This window comes from Acaryochloris marina MBIC11017, assembly GCF_000018105.1.
GTDB classification, from domain to species: domain Bacteria; phylum Cyanobacteriota; class Cyanobacteriia; order Thermosynechococcales; family Thermosynechococcaceae; genus Acaryochloris; species Acaryochloris marina.
Genome location: NC_009925.1, coordinates 6,434,747 through 6,461,080, shown reverse-complemented (window position 1 = coordinate 6,461,080; position 26,334 = coordinate 6,434,747). Strand labels below are relative to the sequence as shown.

Annotated in this window: 15 protein-coding genes; 9 read left to right on the top strand and 6 right to left on the bottom strand. The window is 47.1% G+C overall.

Annotation, left to right across the window (positions count from 1 at the left end; translation table 11 throughout):
• The first annotated feature begins 29 nt into the window (after window positions 1–29).
• From AM1_RS28665 to AM1_RS28650, 4 genes are all read left to right on the top strand, one after another.
• Window positions 30–1,865, top strand: coding sequence for an NAD(P)H-quinone oxidoreductase subunit F (locus tag AM1_RS28665; protein WP_012166478.1), 1,836 nt, complete (start codon window positions 30–32; stop codon window positions 1,863–1,865).
• 72 nt (window positions 1,866–1,937) lie between these two features.
• On the top strand, window positions 1,938–3,485 hold the full coding sequence (locus AM1_RS28660; RefSeq protein ID WP_012166477.1) for an NADH-quinone oxidoreductase subunit M: 1,548 nt from the start codon (window positions 1,938–1,940) through the stop codon (window positions 3,483–3,485).
• 49 nt (window positions 3,486–3,534) lie between these two features.
• On the top strand, window positions 3,535–4,830 hold the full coding sequence (locus AM1_RS28655) for a CO2 hydration protein (protein ID WP_012166476.1): 1,296 nt from the start codon (window positions 3,535–3,537) through the stop codon (window positions 4,828–4,830).
• 79 nt (window positions 4,831–4,909) lie between these two features.
• Window positions 4,910–5,311, top strand: a complete 402-nt coding sequence (locus AM1_RS28650; protein ID WP_012166475.1) for a fasciclin domain-containing protein — start codon at window positions 4,910–4,912, stop codon at window positions 5,309–5,311.
• A 62-nt stretch (window positions 5,312–5,373) separates the two neighbouring features.
• On the opposite strand, the gene AM1_RS28645 is transcribed toward AM1_RS28650, so the two are convergent.
• Window positions 5,374–5,601, bottom strand: a complete 228-nt coding sequence (locus tag AM1_RS28645; protein ID WP_238549120.1) for a hypothetical protein — start codon at window positions 5,599–5,601, stop codon at window positions 5,374–5,376.
• Between the two features lie 321 nt (window positions 5,602–5,922).
• On the opposite strand from AM1_RS28645, the gene AM1_RS28640 reads away from it, so the two are divergent.
• Entirely contained in the window at window positions 5,923–6,288 is a 366-nt protein-coding gene (locus AM1_RS28640) for a type II toxin-antitoxin system RelE/ParE family toxin (RefSeq protein ID WP_012166473.1), read from the top strand.
• 5 nt (window positions 6,289–6,293) lie between these two features.
• Window positions 6,294–6,614: a helix-turn-helix domain-containing protein gene (locus AM1_RS28635; RefSeq protein WP_012166472.1), complete on the top strand. Its 321-nt coding sequence runs from the start codon at window positions 6,294–6,296 to the stop codon at window positions 6,612–6,614.
• Window positions 6,615–6,789: 175 nt separating this feature from the next.
• Here AM1_RS28635 and gltB read toward each other — a convergent pair whose 3' ends face one another.
• The 4 genes from gltB to AM1_RS28615 form a co-directional block, all read right to left on the bottom strand.
• On the bottom strand, window positions 6,790–11,379 hold the full coding sequence (gene gltB, locus AM1_RS28630; RefSeq protein WP_012166471.1) for a glutamate synthase large subunit: 4,590 nt from the start codon (window positions 11,377–11,379) through the stop codon (window positions 6,790–6,792).
• 197 nt (window positions 11,380–11,576) lie between these two features.
• Complete coding sequence (locus AM1_RS28625) at window positions 11,577–13,397, bottom strand: bifunctional serine/threonine-protein kinase/formylglycine-generating enzyme family protein (RefSeq protein ID WP_012166470.1); 1,821 nt, start codon at window positions 13,395–13,397, stop codon at window positions 11,577–11,579.
• A 363-nt stretch (window positions 13,398–13,760) separates the two neighbouring features.
• Entirely contained in the window at window positions 13,761–14,567 is an 807-nt protein-coding gene (locus AM1_RS28620; protein ID WP_012166468.1) for an SDR family NAD(P)-dependent oxidoreductase, read from the bottom strand.
• A 549-nt stretch (window positions 14,568–15,116) separates the two neighbouring features.
• Window positions 15,117–16,382 (bottom strand): inorganic phosphate transporter, encoded by a 1,266-nt coding sequence (locus AM1_RS28615; RefSeq protein WP_012166467.1) that lies wholly within the window; start codon window positions 16,380–16,382, stop codon window positions 15,117–15,119.
• Between the two features lie 196 nt (window positions 16,383–16,578).
• On the opposite strand from AM1_RS28615, the gene AM1_RS28610 reads away from it, so the two are divergent.
• A complete protein-coding gene (locus AM1_RS28610) occupies window positions 16,579–17,889 on the top strand; it encodes an ABC transporter substrate-binding protein (protein ID WP_012166466.1) in 1,311 nt (436 codons plus the stop codon).
• Between the two features lie 99 nt (window positions 17,890–17,988).
• On the opposite strand, the gene AM1_RS28605 is transcribed toward AM1_RS28610, so the two are convergent.
• On the bottom strand, window positions 17,989–18,417 hold the full coding sequence (locus AM1_RS28605) for a hypothetical protein (protein ID WP_012166465.1): 429 nt from the start codon (window positions 18,415–18,417) through the stop codon (window positions 17,989–17,991).
• Between the two features lie 539 nt (window positions 18,418–18,956).
• Between AM1_RS28605 and AM1_RS28600 the strand changes: the two genes are divergently transcribed.
• Together AM1_RS28600 and AM1_RS28595 are read left to right on the top strand one after the other, a co-directional pair.
• Window positions 18,957–21,032 (top strand): response regulator, encoded by a 2,076-nt coding sequence (locus AM1_RS28600; RefSeq protein WP_012166464.1) that lies wholly within the window; start codon window positions 18,957–18,959, stop codon window positions 21,030–21,032.
• A gap of 143 nt (window positions 21,033–21,175) precedes the next feature.
• Window positions 21,176–26,158: a PAS domain S-box protein gene (locus tag AM1_RS28595; protein WP_012166463.1), complete on the top strand. Its 4,983-nt coding sequence runs from the start codon at window positions 21,176–21,178 to the stop codon at window positions 26,156–26,158.
• Window positions 26,159–26,334: the final 176 nt, after the last annotated feature.

Below are 26,334 nucleotides of genomic sequence, written 5' to 3'. Positions count from 1 at the left end.
AAGTTTTTCTTTTAGCTCTGGAATCAGTTGTGCTGCAGTTTTTAATCCAAACAGCTTGGTTTATCCCTTGCTATCCTCTGATCGGCATGGTGATTTCCCTCCTGTGGACGCCCTCGATCATCCGTCGGACGGGACCTCGCCCCGCCGGTTACGTCAATATTGTCACGACCTTCTGTGCCTTTTTGCATGGCGTGATCACCTTCCCTAGTTTTTGGAACCAACCCCCTCAGTACATCAATATCACCTGGTTGGAAGTGTCGGGACTGACCCTCGATATTCCCTTAGAAATTTCCTCTATCACCCTAGGGGCAGGCATTGTTATTACGAGCCTTAACTTGCTGACGCAATTCTATGCCATTGGCTATCTGGAAATGGATTGGGGGTGGGCGCGCTTCTTTGCCCTGCTGGCGTTATTCGAAACGGGGATGTGTTCCCTGGCCCTCTGCAACTCCCTATTCTTTAGCTACATTATTCTAGAAATTTTGACCTTGGCCACTTACCTGATTGTGGGGACTTGGTTTAACCAATCCCTGGTAGTCACGGGGGCTCGGGATGCCTTTCTCACCAAGCGGGTCGGAGATTTATTCCTGTTGATGGGGGTATTGGCCATCTTCCCTTTGGCGGGAACTTGGGATTATCGGGAAATGGCGATCTGGGCGCAAACTGCCCAGGTTAACCCAACGGTTATGACTTGGCTGGGCCTGGGTTTGGTAGCAGGTCCGATGGGCAAATGTGCTCAATTTCCCCTGCACCTCTGGCTTGATGAAGCAATGGAAGGTCCCGTCCCAGGGACAATTCTGCGGAATTCCGTGGTGGTATCTACCGGGGCTTGGGTGATTCTGAAGCTATCTCCGGTGATTAGCCTTTCACCCATTGCCTTAACCACCATGATTGCGGTGGGGGCGATTACGGCGATTGGCGGTACCTTGATTGCGATCGCACAAATTGATATCAAGCGAGCCTTATCCTACTCTGCCAGTGTTTATATGGGGCTGATATTTATCGCCGTCGGGACTCAACAGCTCAATGCAGCACTGCTGTTGATGCTGACCTATGCCCTATCCATGTCCCTGCTGATTATGAGTACAGGGTCAATTATTCTCAACACCATCACCCAAGACCTAACCCAGATGGGGGGCTTATGGAGCCGTCGTCCCATCTCTGGACTGAGCTATCTTGTCGGCACGGTAGGCTTGGTAGCGTTACCGCCCTTCGGTACGTTTTGGGCGCTTTTAGAGTTAATCGATGGGCTATGGACTCAGCATCCAGTCCTCGTTGGGGTCGTATTGCTCGTCAATGCCTTAACGGGATTTAGCATTATCCGAGAATTTGGTTTGATCTTTGCCGGAGAGCGTCAGCAAATGACGGTGCGATCGCCAGAAAATCTGTGGTCCATCACCTTACCGACCACCATCCTCGCGGGTGCAACATTGCATTTGCCGATCATTTTGCAAAAACTGGAACTCCTCCCCCACTGGTCGGTTTTGAATCATGAAGCTGGGTTTCTGCTGGCTGCGTCTAGCTTGGTGGGTTGTGGTCTAGGGGCGTTGATTTATGTAGGGAATCGTTTTTCCAAACCAGTTCGCCTACCTTGGACTTCGGTTCAAGACTTCTTTGCCTTCGATATGTATACCCCGACCCTCTATCGTTCCAGCATTGTTTCTGGCGTTGATGGAATTTCTCGTCTGACGGATTGGCTGGATCGCAAAGTGGTAGATGGGGTTGTGAACTGGATTGCCCGTACCTCTGTCACCACTGGTGAAGTCCTGAAATATGGAAACATCGGACAAACCCAGTTCTATCTGTTGACCATTATCACTGGGGTGTTCGTTATTACACTGCTGTTACTGCGGTCTTTGCTTTAAGCCTGCAACTGATTCCTCTGCTTCTGTTTGCCCTCGCGCCTCCTGCCGTCTTTTTTAATACCTGAAAGTTTCATGCTCAGCGTACTGATTTGGTTTCCCTGTATTGCCGCCATCATTGTTGCCCTGCTACCCCAGCAAGTGACGGGTCGTAAGGTTCGTCTGGCTGCCCTGTTTCTCTCGGGGGCAATCCTGGTCTTAACGTTAGCTGTGGGGTTTCAATTCGATTTGGGTAACAATGCCCTTCAGTTTCAAGAGACTCGATCCTGGCTAACGGATTTGGGTTTGGACTACCAACTGGGGGTAGATGGACTATCACTCCCTTTAATCGTCCTCAATAGCCTGCTTTGCTGGATTGCGATTTATAGCAGCCGCGTTGAAACCAAACGACCTCGTTTGTTTTACGCCCTGATTTTGCTGATCAACGGCGGGGTTGCGGGGGCGTTTCTGGCTCAAAATTTGCTGCTGTTCTTCCTCTTTTACGAGATTGAGCTGATTCCGTTTTATCTGCTGATTTCTATTTGGGGCAGTGCCCAACAGGGTAGTGCAGCCACTAAGTTCTTGCTCTACACTGCCACCTCTGGGGGCCTGATTTTAGCGGGGTTCTTAGGGGTGATTTGGTTTAGTGAGGCCAGCAGTTTTTCCTACGAGGTTTTACTTGGTCAGGATTTGCCGATCAATCTCCAGTATGGGGTCCTGATTCTGTTGCTGTTGGGATTTGGCATTAAAACTCCCCTAGTCCCCTTGCATACCTGGCTGCCCGATACTTATGTGGCGGCTTCTACCCCCGTGGCTATTCTGCTTGGAGGCGTGCTGGCTAAACTCGGCACCTACGGAATCTTCCGGTTCTGTATGCCCCTCTTCCCCGATGCTTGGCAAACCTTATCCCCCGTGTTAGCGACTTGGGGGGTCGTGAGTGTGCTGTATGGTTCGTTGACTGCGATCGCCCAAAAAGACATCAAACGGATGGTGGCCTACAGTTCTGTGGGACATATGGGCTATATTCTTCTGGCTGCGGCAGCCCATACCGAACTGAGTGTGGTGGGTGCTATTTCCCAAATGTTTGCCCACGGGTTAATCTTGGCATTGCTGTTCCACTTGGTCGGACTGATTGAGACCAAGGTAGGAACGCGAGATTTAGACGTGCTCAATGGTTTGATGAACCCGGTTCGAGGGTTGCCCTTAGTCAGCGCCCTCCTGGTGCTGGCGGGTATGGCCAGTGCCGGAATTCCTGGACTGGTGGGATTTATCGCTGAGTTTTTGGTCTTCCAAGGCAGCTATACTGCCTTCCCGATTCAGACCCTATTGAGCGTGGTGGGAACAGGATTGACGGCGGTCTATTTCGTTATTTTGCTGAACCGGACTTGCTTTGGTCGCCTCGATAGCAGCACGGCCTATTACCCACAGGTGCAGTGGAATGAGCGAATTCCAGCCCTAGTGCTGATGGGACTGATCATCTTTTTGGGACTACAACCGTCTTGGTTGGTGCGGTGGAGTGAACCGACAACAGCAGCACTCCTTGCTGAGGCCCATCTCTCTACGCCAACCCCTAAAACCTTTATGGTTGAAGTTGAGCCGACGCCCACTCTGCTAAGTACTAGGGATTCTTCCTCCCTCAGTTAGTCCACCCCTTCTTTCCCTCTTAATTTATTGTTAGTCATCCGCAATTCCTATGAGTGCCCCGACTTCGACACCAACCAAACTCCCTCCTTCCCAGCATCAATTTGCTGATATTATTCATCGCCTGGAAGCGGGTGGGGCGATGCTACCGGATACGCCAGAAAATCTTAAGCAGATTATCGGGATTTACAAAGCCTATGCGGTTCCGATGGATTTTTACTGGCGCAACTTGCTCTATATTGCTGAGCAGGTGTTCTTAGAACCGTTGCCTTTTTTCAAGTATTTCTTACCCAAAGAGTACCTGGATCTGCACAATCACTATGCAGGGGATGACGCCGATTTGCGGATCTGGCGAGGTGAGGCCACCGCTCATCCAGAATTGCTGGAATTTATGGAGAAGGGTGAGGTCAAGCGCAAGCTGCCTAAGCTACTCCATCACCTGTGGCATGACCGCATCAATATGGAATTTGCGGAAGCCTGTATGCGAGCCATGTTCTGGCATCGCAATATGGGAGGCCAGTTTGACCCCTATTTGGATACGGATGAGTATGTCGCCAATGCCGATCGGGCGATTAAGGCTTACTTCAAAGGCAACCCAGTCATGCTGGGGCTGTATAAGCTGTTCCCCGATATGTTTATAGAGCAGGTGCGGCAGCTCTCCTACTACTCCAACTTGGGACTGTTTTGGGAAGTGATGGCTCCTGTCTTTTTCGAGATGTCGGATCTCTACGATGAAGGCAAGTTGACGTCGGTGCCGGAAGCGATGAACTTTTTGGTGAATGGTATCTTTGCGATCGCAGGTCGTCCCATTTATCATCATGTCTATATTCGGGGTGAATGCTACGAAATTATCCCCAAATCCAAAGGGTTTATGTGGCTCTATGAAGCGGCCCTTCCCTATGTAGAAGCGGTGTTCTATCGCACCTCTCCTTTCCGAGGAACGAAATCCTACAATGCCCAAGCCAAGCAAGTGCCAGAAAACCAAGAAGACTTCCACTACGGTATTCTCTATGCCGATGTGTTTCCCGTTGGCTCGGCTGGCATCCCGCCTACCCTGCTGATGCAGGATATGCTCCATTTCCTTCCTCCCTACTTGGTGGACTATTACCAACAATATTGCCGAGGTGAGGACGATACACTAATTCAGCTGGGGATTACCTTTCAGCGGTCCATGTATTGTGTCACTTCAGCCGTGATTCAGGCCCTCCGCCAGGCACTACTCTATCCCCTGGATGACGAAGACCCTCAACATCTACAAGCCAATCGCGATTTCTTTGAATCCCAACTGGATCGATTTAAGCGTCCTGAAGCTCGGTTAATGGATATTCAACGCCAGGACTATCGCTAGGTCTGATGCGTTTTATCCCCTTTCAGCAGTCAATGACTGCTCAATTTATTAAATTTTGCGGTTAAAGGAGTTTCGAACAATGGCGGATATTGTTGATATTGCGGTTGGGTCTAATGATTTCTCGACGTTGGTTGCAGCCGTACAGGCAGCGGATTTAGTGGATACTTTGAAGAGTCCGGGTCCCTTCACGGTTTTTGCCCCGGTGAATGATGCCTTTGCCCAGCTCCCTGACGGTACTATCCACACCTTGCTACAGAATATCCCCCAACTCAGCCGAATTTTGACGTTTCATGTCGTTCCTGGCAAGCTCACTCAGGCAGATCTACAAGCGCTAGAGTCGGTGGTCTCCGTAGAAGGATCCCCTATTCCGATTCGAGCTTCTGAGAAATTTGAAGTGAAAAATGCCACGGTGATTGCCGCTGATATTGAAGCAGATAATGGCATCATCCATGTATTAGATCGAGTTCTACTGATGGGGTAGCCGAAGACCACTTTTAAGCATCACAACTCCTTTTCATCAGGTCTTGGTAAGAAGGCGTACCCTTAAAGTTCGCAATAAATATCTGCTTGCTGGATCAATTCCTGCAGCTCATCGCATTCCAAGCCTTCAAATGCCAACGAAAGCCCAGCTTGAACGAGTCCTAATCTTTGTCTGGCTTCTAAGCTGAGTTCATCTGTCGCATCACTCGCACAATCAAACATTAATTTTGCCAAGAGCAAGTTATCGGAAGTCACGGCTAAAGCTTCGGCTAATATTTCTGTCAACATCATCTGTGCCTGTGAGGATTTGTTCACTAGCATCATCTGATCATTTCTCTAGGAATTGAACAGAGAAATCACGGAATAGTGATTACATATTTCAAGAATGAAATAGTTGTTCTTACTGACATCGAATTCTTCAGACTCGAAAATTTCAATCTATATCGATAGAAATGTTTCTGCGGTAAGCAACCAAGAGTGTTTTTAAAATTCTTTTCCATTAAGGTTGTGCTACTTAAATTTAACCTCTATGAGCTGTACCGATTTTTTAAAGGATTTGATATTTGTTCACATATTTGCGAACATAGAAAAGCACACCGAAGAAGATAAGTATTGCCACAAACAATTGTTGTTTTCTTCCAGGACACAGATGGCTCTATTCCAACATTAGATTGGCTGAAAGGTTTATCTCCCAAAGCTCAAGATAAATGCGTGGTTAAAATAGAACGGTTAGCTGCGCTAGGACATGAATTGCGCCGACCAGAGGCAGATTATCTGCGAGACAAGATTTATGAACTACGAGTTGGATTGCAAGGTATAAACTATCGCATTCTCTATTTTTTTCACGGTGAGTGCACAGCAATTTTGTCCCACGGCATTGTGAAAGAGAAGCGGGTACCACCAAAAGAGATTGACAAGGCTATTGAGCGTCGAATTCTTTTTGAGAGTGACCCAGACAAGTACACCTATCAGAGGTAAGCGCTATGCCTGAAAAGAAAATATCTAATGCGTTAGAAATTTTACATCAAGACATATACGAAGGTCGGCCAGAGCGGATTGCCGAACTAGAGGCCGCACGGATGAATGATGATGTGGCTCGTAAGATTCGGGAGTTGAGGGAAGCTGCGAATCTTACGCAGCGACAGTTGGCTACGTTGGTGGATACGCAGGCATCTGTAATTTGTCGATTAGAGGATGCAGATTATGAGGGGCATTCCCTGGCAATGCTGAATCGGATTGCGACAGCGCTCAATCAACGACTATCGATTAACTTTGTACCTCTAACCTCCTCAAGATCAAGATGAGGTTTGAGCGGTTTGAATGGGCCTATCGCATTGCAGTCTCTTTTGTGAGGGCTACATCCCCACATCCAGTTGAGAACACGCATGACTCATGTTCTCGTAATCTATATCAGCAATATCTGTAATCTTACGGCAGGAGTTAAAATGAGCATTGCTAGAAGGTTCTATTTAATACTGGCTAACTTCCTCCAATTCGAGCGACATCTTTAGCATTTTGCTCAAATGCTGCTGACAAGGCATCATCTCCGCTCAAGCCATCCTCGATCGCATTCTGTATCGCCTGCAATACTCGCTTATAATCTCGGGGCATCACCTTCACGAACTTAGGCACCATGGCCTCCCAATCTGCGAGAACTCTAGCTCCCTTTTCGCTCTGGGTATAGTCCACATGGCGCTGAATCACCTCCTTCAGATCCTTGATATCTTCAGGATCCTCCAGGGACTCTAGACCCACCATTTCCGTATTGCATCGGGTGGCAAAATCTCCAGCCTCATCTAGAACGTAGGCCACCCCACCACTCATACCAGCAGCAAAGTTACGACCTGTAGGCCCTAGGATCACGGCTTGGCCGCCCGTCATATATTCACAGGCATGGTCGCCAACGGCCTCAACAACTGCTCGCACCCCGGAATTCCTGACACAGAATCGCTCTCCCGCAATGCCGCGAATATAGGCTTCACCGCTGGTGGCCCCATAAAAGGCTACATTGCCAACGATAATATTTTCTTCAGCAACAAACGTTGATTCCTTAGGTGGATAAAGCATAATCTTGCCACCACTAAGGCCTTTGCCAAAGTAGTCATTGGCGTCGCCTTCAAGCTCCAGGGTGACACCGGGGGGTACAAAGGCGCCAAAGCTTTGTCCTGCACTGCCCTGAAAATGCAGGTGAACTGTGTTCTCAGACAGTCCTTCCCAATGGCGCTTGGTGATTTCGTTGCCGAGAATGGTCCCCACCGCCCGGTTAATGTTTTGTATGGGCAAGGTAGCTTTGACTTTCTCACCTTTCTCAATGGCAGGCTGGCACAAATCCAGCAAGGTGGTCATATCCAGGGACTTTTCTAGGCCATGATCTTGGGGAATCTGACAGTACCGACCGATATCGTCAGGAACATCTGGCTGATAGAGAATTTTAGAGAAGTCCAACCCCTTGGCTTTCCAGTGATTAATGGCCCGGCGCGGTTCTAAGACATCCGAACGGCCCACCATCTCATTCAGGGTTCGGAAGCCCAATTGGGCCATTAGCTCCCGGACTTCCTGGGCAATAAACTTCATAAAGTTGACGGTGTAGGCAGGGTCGCCGTTGAATTTCTCCCGCAGCTGTGGGTCTTGGGTAGCGACGCCCACGGGGCAAGTGTTGAGGTGGCAAACGCGCATCATAATGCAGCCTAGGCTGACCAGGGGCGCAGTGGAGAAACCAAATTCTTCGGCTCCCAAGAGAGCCGCAATCACAATATCCCGGCCTGTCTTTAGCTGACCATCCGTTTCCACGACGATCCGGCTGCGCAGATTATTGAGCACTAAAGTTTGATGGGTCTCGGCAATCCCCAGCTCCCAGGGTAAACCCGCATGCTTGATGGAGGTTTGAGGGGAGGCTCCCGTACCCCCGTCAAAACCAGAGACAAGCACCACGTCCGCATGGGCTTTGGCGACTCCAGCGGCGATGGTACCCACGCCTACTTCTGAGACGAGCTTGACGTTAATTCGAGCACTCCGATTGGCGTTTTTAAGATCGTGAATCAGCTCTGCCAAGTCTTCAATGGAGTAGATATCGTGGTGGGGCGGCGGAGAAATGAGGCCCACGCCCGGAGTAGAGTGACGCACCTTAGCAATCCAAGGATAGACCTTACGTCCGGGGAGCTGACCACCTTCTCCCGGCTTAGCCCCCTGGGCCATTTTGATTTGAATTTCTTTGGCCTGGGATAGGTAGAGGCTGGTAACGCCAAAGCGACCGGAGGCCACCTGTTTAATGGCGCTGTTTTTGGAGTCGCCCTGGTCATTTGTCCAGGTAAAGCGTTCTGGATCTTCACCGCCTTCTCCAGTATTGGACTTACCGCCCACACGGTTCATGGCAATGGCTAAGGACTCATGGGCTTCTTTGGAAATGGAGCCATAGCTCATGGCCCCGGTCTTAAACCGTCGGGTAATTTCTTCGACGGGTTCCACTTCCTCAATGGGAATGGGCTGTCGATCTTTAAATTCCAGCAGACCGCGCAGGGTAAACAGCTGTTCATTTTGCTCATTTACCAAGGCTGAGTATTTCTTAAACAGGTCAAAGTCTCCGGCACGGGTAGCTTGCTGCAGGGTATGAATCACCTGAGGGCTAAATAAATGGGCTTCCCCTTCTTTTCGCCACTGGTATTCACCCCCCACATCCAAAGTATGGACTTCCACATCCCGCTCAGGGAAGGCATGGCGATGGCGCTGAATCGCTTCTTCTGCTAGGACTTCTAGATCTGCCCCCTCAATCCGAGAGGCCGTCCAGCTAAAGTATTTATCCACTACTGATTTATTCAGGCCAATGGCTTCAAATATTTGAGCGCCGCGATAGCTCTGAATGGTGGAAATTCCGATCTTGGAGGCTACTTTAATCACGCCCTTAGTGGCGGCCTTGATGTAATTCTTACAGGCCGTTTTTGGATCAATGTCCACCATCAGCCCCTGGTGAATCATGTCGTGAATGGTTTCAAAGGCGACATAGGGATTGATGGCACCGCAGCCATAGCCAATCAGAACCGCATAATGATGAACTTCTCGGGGTTCACCGGATTCCAATACCAGACCCACCCGAGTTCGGGTTCCTTCCCTAATTAAATGGTGATGCAGTCCAGAGACAGCCAATAAGGCAGGGATAGGGGCATGGTCATGATCCAAGTTGCGATCGCTAAGTACAATCAGACTTGCACCGGATGCGATCTCATCATCCGCCTGCTGACAAATGCTCATCATGGCTGCTTCTAAGCCCTGCACCCCAGCATTGGGATCAAACAAAATCGGCAAGGTTACTGACTTAAACGGATCACCGTTGAGAGCCTTAATTTTGGCCAGCTCCGCATTAGTCAGAAGAGGCGTTTTTAGCTCCAGAAGATGACAGCTTTCTGGCTCTGGCTTCAGTAAATTACGTTCGGAACCAATCGTGGTTTCAGGTGAGGTAATAATCGCTTCCCGAATCGAGTCAATTGGGGGATTAGTCACCTGAGCAAACAGTTGCTGGAAGTAGTTGTACAGCAGCTTTGGCTTATTAGAAAGCACCGCTAGGGGGGTATCCGTCCCCATGGCCCCAATCGCCTCTACCCCGTTATTGGCCATCGGGGCAATCAGCATTCGCAGTTCTTCAAAGGTGTAGCCAAAGGCCATCTGCCGCTGCAGCACGGTCTTGGCATCATATTCGGGAGCAGCGTCTGCTGCAGGGAGCTGTTCAACACTCACCATCTGTTGATCCAGCCAGTCCTGATAAGGATGTTCAGAAATAATCTGGTCTTTCAGTTCCTGGTCAGAAATAATCCGGCCTTCCTTCATATCCACCACAAACATCCGCCCAGGGGTGAGACGACCTTTCTTCGCCACTCGCTCTGGTTCAATGGGCAGCACTCCAGCTTCTGAAGCCATAATCACCAAGTTATCTTTGGTGACGTAATAGCGGGAGGGCCGCAAGCCATTCCGATCCAGAACCGCCCCAATCATGGTGCCATCCGTAAAGGAAATTGATGCTGGACCATCCCAGGGTTCCATCAAGCAGGAATGGTACTTATAAAAAGCTTTTTTCTCCGCACTCATGGACTCATGGGCCGTCCAAGGTTCGGGAATCATCATCATGGCGGCATGGGGAAGGGAGCGTCCCGCCAAAAACAGCATCTCTAACGTGTTATCGAAAATGGTGGAGTCACTGCCGTCCACGTTAATCACGGGCTGGACTTTGGCCATATCTTCGCCAAATAGCTCCGACTCAAACATGGACTGGCGAGCCAGCATCCAGTTGATATTGCCCCGCATCGTATTGATTTCACCATTGTGGGCAATGTAGCGATAGGGGTGAGCCCGATCCCAACTTGGAAAGGTATTGGTGCTAAATCGTGAGTGTACTAATCCCAAAGCTGATTCCATATCAGGATCATGGAGGTCGGGGTAATATTGGCCCACCTGGATGGGCATCAACATGCCCTTATAGACGATGGTGCGGGAGGACATACTGGAGATATACCAATGTCCATCTATACCTGTGGGGCGAATGGCGTTGTGGGACAACTTGCGCAGCACATATAGTTTGCGCTCAAAGGCCATATCATCCTTCACATCAGGACTGCACTGGATAAAGACCTGCTCCATAAAGGGTTCGCTGGCCTTGGCCGTGTTACCCAAGGAGGAATTATCGGTAGGTACGTCTCGCCAACCCAGAACCTTGTGGCCTTCTTGGGTTGCGACCTGTTCAAAGGCGCGGCGACTGGCTTGCCGCTCTTGGGCATCAGGGGATGCATAGATCATCCCGACCCCATACTGTCCGGGTTTGGGAAGTTCAAACCCCAATCGGGCTGCTTCTTTCTGGAAAAAACCATGGGGGATCTGCATCAGTAGACCCGCACCATCGCCCGTATTAGTTTCACAACCACAGGCCCCCCGGTGATCCAGATTCACCAAAATTGTCAGGGCCTGTTCAATAATGTCATGGGATTTTTGACCCAACTGATGAACGACAAACCCCAACCCACAGGCATCATGCTCAAATTGTGGATCGTAGAGACCTTGCTGGGCAGGAGTGGTATTGCTGTTCATATTGGGTGATCTGAAGGTTCGAACTGTAACTGGACTAGGCCGCTTATCCACAGCCTAAGGGTAAAGAATCCTGAGACCAGCATTATAAGCTTTAACTCTAGTCAATCTAAATTCTCCTACGAAGAAACTAAATTAACCGTAGGTTTTAATGCAAATTCAAGGAAATCAAATCCACTAATGTTTAGTGGGATGGCTATCTAGACCACTCCTTCAGAGGCTAGGGTCGACAGGGCAATTCGAAAGCCAATATAGAAATTGCTGCAGTCTTGGGAGACATAGTATCGAGCAGCGGATCGACAGTACCGGGCAGAATAGATCCAAGCACCACCCCGCAGAACCCGATAGGAACTATCGTCTTCCTCCCAAGCACTGCCATTATTCGGGGCATTTTGATAGCTGCTGTGCCAGGTATCTTGACACCATTCCCACAAATTGCCCGCCATGTCATAGAGGCCAAACGCATTGGCGGGGAAACATCCCACTTCCGTTGTCTGTTTTCGATATTGTCCCTGAGGACCAGAATCATGGGCTTGATTGCTATCAAAATTGGCGAGATCGGAGGTGATGCTGGCTCCAAATTGAAAAGGCGTGGTTGTCCCGGCCCGACAAGCATATTCCCATTCAGCTTCACTGGGTAATCGATAGGGTCGCCCAGTGCGATGGGAAAGACGCTGGCAAAATTCCACCACGTCTATCCAAGACACTTGTTCTACGGGACGTTTAGGGTCCTGAAACGAAGATGGGTTATTTCCCATAATTTGTTGCCATTGGGCTTGGGTGATCAACACCCTACCCAGGTAAAACGGGGCAATCGAAACCCTATGCTGCGGACCTTCATCACCGTATCGTTGGGGATCATGGTCTGCAGATCCCATCCAAAACTGCCCTGCTGGAATTGCAACCATTTCGATGAAGTCATTGCCTAAATCTTCCAAGAACCGCTGACCCAGATATTGGGTGCGAGTCATAAATTTCCCCTGTGGATCCACTTCCAGCCCTTCATAACTAAAGGGCTCTAAGGCGGTAGAGGGAAGAGACACACTACTTTGCCTGTAATGGGAGGAGATGTGGGTAGAAATGGCTGTGGGCCAGTTAGTTGTGGGTAAGGTTAAATCATTATTTCCGTATTTGAGTGAGCCTGGGGCTAGGGCGGCTAGAACCTCATCGGCAGAGGTGAAGCGATCGCATATTTTGATACGCAACAATTTATCAATAATGGCGGCTAAATCTTGACTGATCGGCTGAGGTAAATGTTTTTGCCATTCATTCACCCAGGCATACCCTTGGAGATGTTTGAGATGATCGGGGTAAATGCCTGTGAGTAGATTAAAACAACAAACCCCTAGGCTAAAAAGGTCACTAGCAGGGCAAACTTTACCATCAATAAATTGCTCCAGCGGAGCAAATCCCTCGGTACCTAAGATAGTTCCCGATTGCATCATTTTTGAAAAACTATCTTGTTTGGCAATACCGAAGTCGATCAGAACTAAATGTTGATCGGCAAACCGTCGCATGATGTTGACGGGTTTAAGATCTCGATGGACGATATTTTGCTCATGAATGTCCTGCAGAATCGGGAGTAAATCTAGCAGTACAAGTCGGATTTTATCTTCATTGAAAATACCGTTTTGCTCAAGTTCCTCCTGCAGATTTTGACCATCCACGAATTCTTGAACTAAATAGGGATGTTGATTGTCTTCAAAATAAGCCAGGAGGCTTGGAACTTGCGGGTTCTGCTTGAGTTTCTGAAGCTGCTGGGCTTCCCTCAAAAAAAGCTGTAGTTTCTTTTCTATTTGTTGATCTTGAGTCGGGCAAATCAACTGCTTGACCACACAAAGCTCATGGAAGTTATCAATATCTTCAGCTAAATAGGTTTTCCCAAATCCTCCCTGGCCGATGGGTTTAAGGATCTTATATCGATGTCGCAGTAAATTAGGAGATCTCCCACAACATTGGCACTGTTGATCAAGATCGGGGTTGACGGGTTTCTGGCAATCTGGATTCAGACAATTGACCATCCAACTTGGACCATAGAAACTTCCCACGATTATCAGAATACCGAGGGTTGCTGATTTATATATGTTCGTAAAATTACAATTCGAATTATGAATTATAGGGATTTGATTACTGAACATCCCCAATAGGGTTTCACCCTCTGATATTGACCCATGTCAATATTGAGATATTTGGGCTGATTTGAACCTTTTAAGCTAGGTTCTTCAAGTGAGCAAGGGACAGTTCAGTCAATACGATCTTTTACTTCAACTTCTTGAGAATTGCTTGTAATAAAGACTGGATTTTTGATAGATGCCCCCTGAGGGACCATAGGCTTCAGCAATTTGCCAGTGGGGAACGATATCATTTCCCACTGGCTCCAAAAATTAATAACCTCGACTCCAGATGGATTTCTTAGGCTGCTCAGACCGAGGCGCAGTGAGTTGCAGCCACCACTCCAAAAACCTAGGGGCAAAACGGTTACCCAAGACGGCTAGGTGGCTTTGCCATCCCACCAGAATTTCTGGGGATTCCTTTGCCAGACTGTTGACTAAAACCTTAGCCACTTTCTCGGGGGTCATGGCTGCGACCCAGCGAAACCGCTGGGTATTGCGAGTCATATCTGTTTCTGTGAGAGAAGGCAAGAGAGCTGTGACTTTAATATTGTGAGCAGCCAACTCCGTACGCAGCGCCTGGGTAAAGCCCAAAATTGCGAATTTGGTGGCGGAGTAGGTGGCCATGGTTGGGGCTCCTATTTTGCCCATCAGACTGGAGACGTTCACGATTCGTCCTTCTTTTTTACTGGCCATTCGTCGCGCCAAGACCTGAGTCATGCTGTAAATGCCCATGAGATTGAGAGACAGCTCTTCCTGAACTTTGGGGAGCTTAGTTTGTAGAAAGGGGGCTTGATGGGCCACCCCAGCACAATTCACAAGCAAGTGGATGGGGCCATGCTGCTTCCAGGTCTGGGCGATGGCGATATTCACCTCTACCGTCTGAGTTAGATCCAAAGGAAGAACAACTGCTTGGGTACCGATAGCTTCTATTTCTGTGGCGACTTCCTGTAAGCGGGCCTGATTGCGTGCCACAAGGATAACTTTATCCATTCCTTGCTGGGCTAATTCTTTTGCGATCGCACGGCCAATCCCTCGGGATGCACCTGTAATCAGTGCCGTTTTTCCTTGTATTTTCATGGGATACCTCCCGACACAATGGTTAACAAATGGGTCGTTTCGTCCATCCACTGCAATCCTATCCTTAAGCGCTCCACAGGATAGGTGAGTGAATGACTTGAGATAAAAACTTGCTAATAGACCTCGAAAAGCGAGGGAGAAAAAATTAAAATCTTTTCTGAGAAAAATAGTTACAAAGTTGCAAAACTAATGGTCCTTATTCCTTGAAGCATCCAATCGACTCCTCAAGGTTGAGACGAGCACAACACAATTAAGTTTGTGCTGAACACTACATTTTGCAGTCTTTTTATGGTGGACAGCATATTCAGCATGAGGTGCTTTTTATTACATGCATAAGCTAACAATTAAATCAACTATCTGCAATAATTTTTATAATATTCTTATCACAGCAATATAAGTACATATATTTCTCAGATTCAATCCGATTGGAACGTCTTCCTAAAGAGCAGCGGCTGCTAACACTCCGGTCCAGATCCAGAAGAAGATTGCCCCACCCTAAATCTGAGAACAGAGGAGACCTCTCATCCATTTCTGAGGACCACATGCCGGCTACAATCCGGTGAGGAACTGTAGTCCAGAGAACAAAAGTGCGCCTAGACCCATACAAATCGGTAACGTAAGGCCCCAAGCCCCAGCAATTTGCCTCAGGGTAGCCCACTGAATCGTCTGTCCCCGTTGCGATAAGCCGATACCCATCACGCCACCGACTAAAGCATGGGTCGTAGAGACAGGTAGTCCCCATCGAGACGCGAGAAGAATTGTCGTGGCTGCGGCCAATTCAGCACAAAACCCACTGCTAGGCTGCAGGGGAATAATGTCTTCGCCAATGGTGGTCATTACTTTTTTCCCTGAAACCGCTAATCCCACCACAATCCCTAGTCCACCTAAGATCATGATCCACAGGGGAGCCGCTGCGCCTGCAGTGGGGATTGCTTGAGTCGAAAAAATAGCTGTGATGACGACCAGAGGAGCCACTGCGTTGCCGACATCATTAGAGCCATGGGCAAAGGCGACAAAACAGGCACTACAGACTTGAAAGAGTGCTAATTGGTTTTCGACTGCGGTGGCGTCAGTTTCTAGGCTAACGGCATCAGAAGACCGATCGAGTTTCTGCCAACTCCAGGTCGTTAACGTCAAAATTGCCGTGAGACCCACTGCGATCGCAAGATCTTGCTCAGGTAGTTGCCAGTGCCAACGCGCTTGCAGCACTTGGTAAAGGGGATGGGTGACTTGAGGCAGTACAATCACACCAAAAATACTGACCAGGCCCGCACTCAACCAGGGAATCCATTCATTCAGGCGGGAAACGGGATCTGGAGACTTCAGAATTCCTTGGGCGATAAGGTGGTAAATTAAGGCTGCTATCCCTCCACTGGTAACAGGTGTTAGTAGCCAAGATAAAGAAATAATCCCCAACATGGACCACTGCACCGCCGATGTCCCCAGAGCCACGAGACTGAATCCTGCTAGCGCCCCAATGGTGGCATGGGAAGAGGCCACAGGCCAGCCTCGCCAAGTGGCGATCTGTAGCCATAGGCCACAGGTCATCAACACCGACATCATGCCTAAACTCAAGGTTTGAGGCATGTTAGCGAAGGCTTGGGCATCTACCACCCCACGGGTCAGAGTTTGAATGACTTGGCGGCCAAACACAACGGCCCCTGTAAATTCAAGTATCCCAGCAATCACCAGAGCCTGTCGTAGGGTAACCGCTTTGGAACCCACCGATGTCCCCATGGCATTCGCGACATCATTGGCCCCTAAATTCCAGGCTAAATAAAACGCTAGTCCACTGACAAAAAGAATAAAAACCATTGCCCAGCCGATAGAAGATGCTTGGGGATGCTCGAAGAATCAGAAGCCTAGGTGATTCATTATCTCCTAAGACATCATTCCCTTTTACCCAAATTCATTGAATTTGCTGATTTAATTTAGACTTAACGTCATCAGCGATATACCATTCGATTGATAACGGAAAGACTCTACCGGGTGAGGATCAAAAGAATACATCATGAATAACCCAAAAGCACTGTTTCAAGCCCTAAACCCTCGCCAACTGCGTCGGTTTACCGCTTTAGCCTCTGTTTTATTGTTAAGCGCCTGTCAAGTCGGAGGGAATTCCCCTGGCTCAGGAGAAGGTGAGGGCTTAAAAATCGGCTCCCTCTTACCCTCAACAGGAGACTTGGCACCATTAGGTGTACCGATGATTGATACGGTACCTCTGCTGGTGGAAACCGTAAATGCCTGTGGTGGAGTGAACGGCAAGCCCGTTGAGCTGACGTCTGAAGATGATGAAACCGATCCGACTAAGGGCAGTCAAGCCATGACTAACCTGGTAGAAGTGAAGAAAGTATCTGCGGTGGTCGGGTCCTTTGCTAGTAGCGTCTCCCAAGCAGCGGTTGATGTGGCGGTTCGCAACAAGGTTCTGCTCATCTCTCCTGGTAGTACCAGCACAGAATTTACGGATCGTGCCCAGAAAGGCGATTTCAAGTCCGGTGAAACCCAATATTGGGCAAGAACGGCTCCACCAGATACTTACCAAGCCCGAGCCCTAGCAAAGTTGGCCCAGGAAAGAGGATTTCAGAAAGTTTCTACCGTCGCTATCAATAACGACTATGGCGTCAGCTTTGAACAAGAATTTATCAAATCTTTCAAAAAGCTAGGGGGGACGATTCTCAATGAAGCCAAACCGACCCGTTACGATCCCAAAGCAACCACCTTCGATACAGAAGCAGCCGCAGCTTTTGCCAATAAACCCGATGCTGTGGTAGCCATTCTCTATCCAGAAACTGGAGCGCTTCTCTTAAAGTCAGCCTATGAACAAGGATTGATGGAAGGGGTACAGGTGATGCTCACAGACGGCGTTAAATCTGATGAATTTGCCGGTCAAGTCGGTAAAACCAGTGATGGCAAATTTATTATTACCAAGGCCATTGGTACAGTCCCTGGCGCCAATGGAACAGCCCTAGAATCCTTGACAGAGCTATGGAAGTCTAAAAAGAATGAAGCGCCCCCGGCCTATGTTCCTCAGAGCTGGGATGCCACTGCCTTAGTATTACTAGCTTCCCAAGCTGCCAAGTCCAATTCTGGAGATGCGATCGCAGCCAAGCTTCGTGATGTTGCTAACGGCCCTGGAACTGAAACGACTGATGTTTGTGAAGCCTTAAAACTCCTAGAGAAAGGCGAAGAGATCAACTATCAAGGAGCTAGTGGCAACGTCGATATTGATGAAAATGGAGATGTCTTAGGGGTCTATGATGTTTGGACCGTTAAAGAGGATGGCAAACTCAATGTCATCGGCCAGGTACAACCGTCTGAATAATCAATCCTGATAATCTAACCGTTTTTTTCAGCCATAGTGATAGAAGATCAAATCTTTTGTCACTATGGTGTTGTCCCTATAATTGCCTAGTCTAATAATTTAATCCGAAGATTGTTTTTTTTCAGCTTTAGAAAAAATTGACTTGAAGCTGATGGGCTCATTCAATTTAGCCATGACCGTTTTCATGTTAATCGGCTCATTGAGCTTGGTCATGATTTGCTTGTAACTCCAATCTGCTGAATTGGTTTCTGCCTCATTCGGATGGGAGGGCTGCGTGGCCGATGAAGATGTACGGGGAGATGACGACTGCTCAGATTCCACCCAAATTGTGAAATGGCTTTGATAATTTACAATTAAGCTCATCAAACCATCGTCCAGCATTTGACGACAGGAAGCAATTGCCCTTTCCCGCTGGGAGTTTTCAAAGGTTTGTCCCTTCTGAAAACATTTATCTAAAAAAACAAATTCGGTAACCCCTTGGCATGTAATTCCTCTTGCTTCCAGGTCTACCTGATCAATTAGCAACATACCGAATATTGCCCTGTGACTTATCTTCCTTACTTAGGATGCCCATTATTCAGCCAAAGTGTACGTTTCAGTCACTTCGAGTTGAGGTAAGTATCAAACGCATCAAATGAGCCATCCTGGTGACTCAAACCATTATGAACGCACTCATTACAGGGTTCATTGCATTACTCACACAAATAAGACATGAATGGGATTAAAATCACACCCTATTATGACGTAGTAGACAGACTAGATTGATCAATTATTTTCTCCATCAATGTATAGTTTGACGGATAAAAAATAAGCTAAATGCACAGCCCTGATAGATGAAGGTTGAATTGTTGATAAAGTTAACGCTTTGCGCCCTATTTGGTGTTAAACATAACCTTTTTTGTGATTACGGTAGAATCAGATAGATATTGGGAATAATAGATTCGCCCCAAGTGAGTTTAACAACTTTCTTTCTCAGCTAAAGCTACTTCTAATCTGTCTTATTTTATTTCCATGAGAGTGTTGGTGCTATATGGTCCAACTAACGTGCAGGTGATTGGTTCAGGGAAATGTACAATCCAGATGATAGCCTCATGCCTGATGCACCTATCTTTGTAATTGAAGACGACCCGAGTGAATGCATCGAACAAGCCAATGCTTCTATTTTGCCTGCGTGGAAAGTCCTGATTGTTGATGATGATCCAGAGGTTCATGAAGCAACTATTCTTGCTTGCGGTTCCTTTGAATTTGAATATAGACCGTTGAATTTGCTGTCTGCATATTCAGGGGCTGAGGCAAAAACAGTTTTGCACGACCATCCTGATATTGCTTTGCTACTCCTGGATGTTGTGATGGAAACCAGCCAAGCAGGTCTAGAGCTGGTGAAGTATGTTCGCAAGACTTTAAATAATCAGATTATCCGAATTATTTTGAGGACAGGGCAACCCGGTGAAGCGCCTGAACTAGATGTCATCAGGGATTATGATATCAATGACTACCGTTTAAAAATCGATCTCACGCGACAGCGGTTACTCACAACCGTAATTACAACCTTGCGCTCCTATCGAGATTTAGTGACTTTAGATGCAACAAACAAAGAGTTGGATACTCTCTACAGTCAACAAATCGTTGCGAACCAACAAATTGAACGACAACAGCAAGAACTGATTGCTCAAAACCAGGCTTTAACGATTGCTAAGCAGCAGGCGGTCAAAGCAAATCAGGCCAAAAGCGTTTTCTTGGGGAATATGAGCCATGAGTTGCGGACCCCTCTGAATGCAGTGTTGGGCTATACCCAATTGTTAGCCCGAGAACCTCAGCTCCAGTCCTTTACCAAAGAATTAGAAACCATTAATCGCTGTGGCAAACACTTATTGGCACTGATTAATGACGTTTTGGATTTATCCCGCATTGACTCAGGACAGGTGGTTCTAAACATTGATACATTTAATTTTCATGAATTACTGAAAACACTAAAAGATATTTGGACGACCAAAGCTCAACATAAAGGTCTGGATTATCAGTTGGAATGGGGATCAGACTTGCCCCATTATGTACGCACCGATGAAGGAAAGCTTCGCCAAGTTCTAATGAATTTGTTGAGCAATGCCATTAAGTTTACTGAGCAAGGGCATATCACCTTTCGAATTCATCAAACCACTGTCGTGTCGAAGCTAAATGAGGAGCTTCATCTTCCCCTCACTCCTCACTACTGGCTAAATTTCGAAGTTCGAGATTCTGGTCCTGGCATCTCAGTGAGCGAGTTAGAGAATATTTTTCACCCTTTTATTCAAGGAGAACAGGCCCGAAGCGTCGTGGACGAAGGGACAGGCTTGGGGTTGGCAATTAGCCATCAATTTGTATCTTTGATGGGGGGGAATTTGTCTGTTTCCAGTTCCCTAGGTGCTGGCAGTTGCTTTAAATTTTCAGTGCCCGTGGAGCGGGCTCAGGCTTGCGGAAAGACATCCTTAGTCGAAAAAGCGAAGGTAACAGGTCTGGCTCCTAATCAGCCAGTCTATCGAATTTTAATTGTGGATGATCAACCCGATAACTGTAGTTTCCTGACTAAGCTGCTGAGTATGGTGGGATTTGAAGTTCAGGCTGTCTATAGTGGAGAGGCCGCTGTTTCGAAGTGGCTAGATTGGCATCCTCATCTAATTTGGATGGATATTCGTATGGAAGGGCAGGATGGCTATGAGACGACGGAGCAGATTAAAGCAAATCATTCCGCACCCGCTCCAGTGATTGTTGCACTCACAGCCTTTGCCTTTGAAGAAGATAAAGAAAAAGCGTTGGCCTTAGGCTTTGATGACTTTGTCCGTAAACCGTTTCAAGAATCCGAGATCTTTGAGAAACTGGCTCTACATTTAGGGGTTGAATATCTCTACGATGGTGAGGGTCCTCCAAAGCCTGAAACGTTGTCTCCCCTGACTTCAGAACAGTTAGAGTTCATTGAGAGTGACCAACTTCAGTATCTTTATGATGCAGCTTTAAGTCTTGACCCTAATCGCACCGCCAACCTGTTAGCCGAATTACCAACAGAACATGAGGTAATTCGCAAACAATTGCTGTCCCTTTCAGAAAATTTTCGGTTTGATATCATCATTCAGTTAATTGAGCCTCTGGTGGGGGCCTCAGTACAATGACCCTAAATTAGTAATAATTTTATGGGTTCAGCTGCAATATTCTCTTTTTACAAGTTTTTCTGCCTGAGAAGCAAAATTTCTAGACGTGAGGGCATCTCAAGTCATAAGGGTATGCTGGAGTGAGTAGGTCTGCCAGGGGAAGGATGATGAATCTAAAGGGCAATCAACAACTCCTCAGCACTTTAACTCAGGTTTTGGTTGAGTCGGGCTCTTTGCACCAGGAGCTAGTCGAGTATTGCCATCAATTAGAACAACAAGTTGCCCTCTCAGATCCAGCTCATTCAGCTTTGGTCGGAAACAGCTTAGATGCGCATCCATACTCTATTTTTGACGGTGCATCGGATGCGATCGCACTATGCGAAGCCGGATGTATCACCTACGTTAATCCCCAGCATTTGAACCTATTTGGCTATTCAACCCCAGAGCCATTGCTAGGGCAACCTTGGCAAGTCTTCTATTCCCAAGAAGAAGCCCGGCGAATAGAAACAGATATTCTTCCCAAATTATTGCCCAATCAGGGCTGGCAAGGTGAAACATATGCCCAACGCCAAGGAGGAGAAGCCTTTATTGCTGAAATGTCTTTCTCTTTGGCCCAACCCGCTCAAATGCTAATGGTGAGTCGAGATGTGACCCAACAGGCCTACATTGAGAGCTGGCAAGATGCTCAGACGACTATTCTTAAACAACTTGCCACCGGGACCCCGACGATAGAAGTATTAGAGACAATTATGGATAGTCTTGAATGCCATCTGCTAGGGGGTAGAGGGGCAGTTCTGTTCGTTGATCCCTATCATTATTTACGTCTGGGGGTTGCCCCTCATTTACCACCCGAGATGATCAATATCGTCGAGAGGATTGAAATTTCTGATACAGGTGGCCCCCTGAGTCAAGCGGTTCGTTCGAAGGAACCCGTGATCTCAGAACTCAATACCTATTCACCTCTGACCACCACAGAACAAATCGCCATCGATCAAGGATTTCAGTCCTGTTGGTCTTTTCCAATTTTAAATAGTCAAATCCAGGTCGTAGGGATAATGGCAGTTTATTTCAAAACCTCCAGAGTCCCAACAGAATATGAGCAAAAATTTCTTGATATTGCACTTGATCTCGCCGGTCTTGCCTTAGAACAACAGCAAAGTCGAGCACAAAAGGAGGAAAACTCCTCTGATATCCTGCGCTCCAATGCTGAATTACAGGCCATTTTTGATACATTCCCTGATTTGCTGCTGCGGGTGAATAGCTATGGCACATTATTGGGCTTCAAAGGAGGACATTATCAAGATGACCTATTTGATCAACCTGAAGCCTTTTTGGGGAAACAAATTCAGTCAATTTTGCCTGAAGAAATCTCGAATAAATTTCTAACGGTTTTGACGGAAGTCTTAGAGTCGCAACAGATTCACCAATTTGAGTATTCTCTGTTCAGAGAAAATATTACTCAATATTATGAGGCTCGCATCCTTCCCGCTGACCCAGGACAAGTTTTAGCTCTGATCCGAAATGTCAGCGATCGCAAGCGAGCCGAGCTGGCTTTGTCAGGGTTATTTAATGGAACCTCAAAAGTCACAGGAGATGATTTCTTCCAAGTCTTGGTCCAAGAAATCGCTTCAACTCTCAATATGTCTGAAGTGATGCTGTCTCAAGTAGATGGAGAAGACCTTTCCACCCTAGCTTTCTTCTCCGATGGCAAAATGCAGCCCAATGTGCTCTACCCCATCTCACATACTCCCTGTGAAATAACCCTGAGGGATGGTGCCTACTGCTGTGAAAGAGGGGTGCAGGAGACCTTTCCTGGAGATCCAGATTTGGTTCACCTGAACGCAGAAAGTTACATCGGCTATATTCTGCAAGACTCTGCAGGGAAGCCCATCGGAGTCTTATGCTGCTTAAGTTCTTCTCCCATTCCTGATGGAGAATTTGCATATTCCATTTTGCAGATCTTCGGGGCTAGAGCGGGGGCAGAACTAGAAAGATTACAAGGAATTAAAGCGCTGGAGCAGCTTAATTCAGAACTAGAAGCACGCGTTCGAAGCCGCACCGTGGCTTTGAAACAGTCTCAACAAGATTTAAGAACCATCTTAAATACAGCCTATGACGGTATATACATTCACACCCTTCAAGGGCAGCTGCTAGATGTAAACCAGCGGACATTGGATATCCATGGTTTAACGCGAGATAAGATTTTGCAGATGAATTTAACAGATTTAGTTTCTGAAGATTCACTTCAGCTATTCCAAAAGCATTTTCAACAAGCGGAACAGGGAATTAGCCTCCAGTTTGAAGATATTGCCAAGAACTTCCAGGACTCAATGGCCTCCCTTCCCGTAGAGATTCGAATCAGAAAGGTAGCCCTTAAACGCAACCCGGTTTTGATTACAACTTTGAGTGATATCTCCCGCCGCAAACAACAACAAACTGCAATTGAATCGATCGTTAAAGGAACTGCAGATAAAACAGGTTCAGACTTTTATCAATCTTGTGTCCAGTATCTTGCGAATATCTTTCGGGTGCACTACGCATTTGTCGCCAAGATCAAGGATGAGACCTGGACCCAATCCCGAGTCTTGGCCATGTGGACTGGAGATAGTTTTGCCACCCCCTATGACTTCGACTTATCTGACACCCCTTGTTTAGAGACCTATCGACATGAATGGTGTTGTGTCCCGAATGATCTATCAGCCAAATTTCCCACTCTCTCAAGACACTTATCTCCCCAGGGAGAAAGTTACATTAGCTGCTTGATTAAAAACTCCCAGGGACAAGTCATAGGAAATTTAGGGATTATTGATACAAAGCCTTTACCCGTTGATACCAGTAACTTGGAATTTGTACTCCAATTGTTTGCAACTCGGGTCGGGGCGGAAATGGAACGACAAGCTTCAGAAGATGCCCTCCGGCGAAGTCAAAAGCAGCTGCAAGCAGTGATTGATAATTCACCCGCTGCAATCTACTTAAAGGATTTAGAGGGGAAATACCTCATCTTTAATCGAGTCTTGGGAGAGTTATTTGATATTGATCCCCAAACTTTCTTAGGTAAGACCGATTTCGACTTGTTTCCCCGGCAAATTGCGGAAAAATTGCGGAAAAATGACATTAATACTCTAGCTGCAGGTCAGGTTCAAACGATAGAAGAAGTAGTCACCCATGCAGATGGCAGCCGTCACACCTATATCGCCAATAAATTTCCAGTCTTAGACCCCCAAGGCCATGTGTATGCCATTGGAGGAGTTTCTACGAATATCAGTGACCGCAAACGAACTGAAAATCAATTGCGAGAATCTCAACAGCTGCTGCGCCTCGTGATTGACAACATTCCCCAGCTCATCTACTGGAAAGACCATGATTCCATTTACTTGGGGTGTAACCAAAATTTTGCTGCATCTATGGGGCTCGACTCTCCCGAGCAGGTCATTGGCAAAACGGATGATGCATTATCCAAGCCCCACAAACATCTTGCCGCTAGCCAACAAAATGATGAGCGTGTAATATCCACTGGCATTCCTGAACTACATGTACTGCAAATTTTCAACACAGAGCAAAATGGCAATGTTTGGGCGGATACCAATAAAATCCCCTTAAAAGATCCGTTTGATAATACGGTTGGTATTTTAGGGACTTACGAAGATATTAGTGACCGCAAACAAGCTGAACAAGCACTGAAGCAGGTCAATGAAGAGCTTGAACATCGGGTTGTCCTGAGAACGAAGGAACTCCAAGCTGCCAAAGAAGCAGCTGATGCGGCCAATCGAGCGAAAAGTGACTTTCTCGCCAATATGAGTCACGAATTGCGAACACCTCTGAATGGGATTTTGGGATACGCTCAGGTTCTCAAACGCGATCACCATTTATTGCCCTGTCATCAACAAGCCTTAAACACCATTCATCAAAGTGGTGAACATCTCCTAACACTCATTGATGACATCCTTGATATTGCCAAAATTGAGGCCAGAAAACTAGAGCTAAATATCTCAGATATTCATTTTCCATCCCTATTAGAGAGTATTGTGAACCTCTTTCAAATGCGGGCTCAAGAAAAGAATATCCAGTTTGTCTATCGGCCTGCTGACTCTCTACCTCAAGGAATTCAGTCTGACAAGAAGTGTCTTCGTCAAATCCTTCTGAATCTGTTGAGCAATGCCATTAAGTTTACCGATCAAGGCCAAGTCACTTTATCTGTAGAGATCGAGCAACACACGTCCCAGCAAATCAAACTTAAGTTCACAATCACCGATACAGGCATCGGAATTTCTCCAGACCAAATTGAGCAGATTTTTCACCCTTTTGAGCAAGTTGGAGACCTGAACCGGCGAGCTGAAGGTACAGGGCTGGGGCTATCCATATCTCGCCAACTGGTGGAATTAATGGGAGGAACACTTCAAGCGGAGAGTTGTGAAGAGAAAGGCTCTACATTTTGGTTCTCAATTCCATACAAATTCTCGAAACAATCTGTCCCCGCTCAGACAATCGGTGGTCCCATTGTTGGGTATGACGGCCCCCCACGCCGGTTATTAATTGTTGATGATAGTGCGGTCAACCGAACCGTTTTGGTGGCAATGTTAGAACCTCTAGGCTTTCTCCTAGAGTTAGCGGAGGATGGACAACAAGGTCTAGAAAAAGCGATTGAATGTAAACCAGAGCTTATTTTAAGTGATTTAGTCATGCCGAATAAAGATGGCTGGGCAATGATCAAGGAAATCCGGCAAATTCCTGAATTAAAAAGCATTCCTATTTTTGCGATTTCTGCTAGTGTGCAAGCAGTAGATCAACAACTAAGCCAAGATGCTGGGTGTGATGCTTTTATTCCTAAACCTGTAGAAGATATAGCTTTATATGATCTGCTAGCTGAGTATTTACAGTTGGAATGGAATTTTGCGTCCAGCTCGGCGGCTCAAACCACCAACGACAGCGATTTAACAACACTTGTTGTCCCAGATCAAGGCTGTTTACAACGGCTGTTTGAACTTGCCATGCTTGGAAACATGACTCAAATACGTCGAGAGGCGTCTGGTCTGGTAGCCTCCAAGCCACAGTTAGCGCCCTTCGCTAATCAATTAATCTCTCTAGCTCACAATTTTGAAGATGAAAAAATCATGGTGTTTCTCCAACATTTTTTACCCCATGAGTAGCTTCAATAATATTGTCTTGTTTAAGTTGGTATTTGGAGGGCTAACACTCAAATTTTGATGATGGTTTGCAAAGGGCTGATGATGTGCTTGATCCCAATAGACACGGAAGGCTGAACAACGAACATCTTCAACTGTGCCATTTTCTTTGAATGATTTGTTTTATCTGGTGTGTCTCT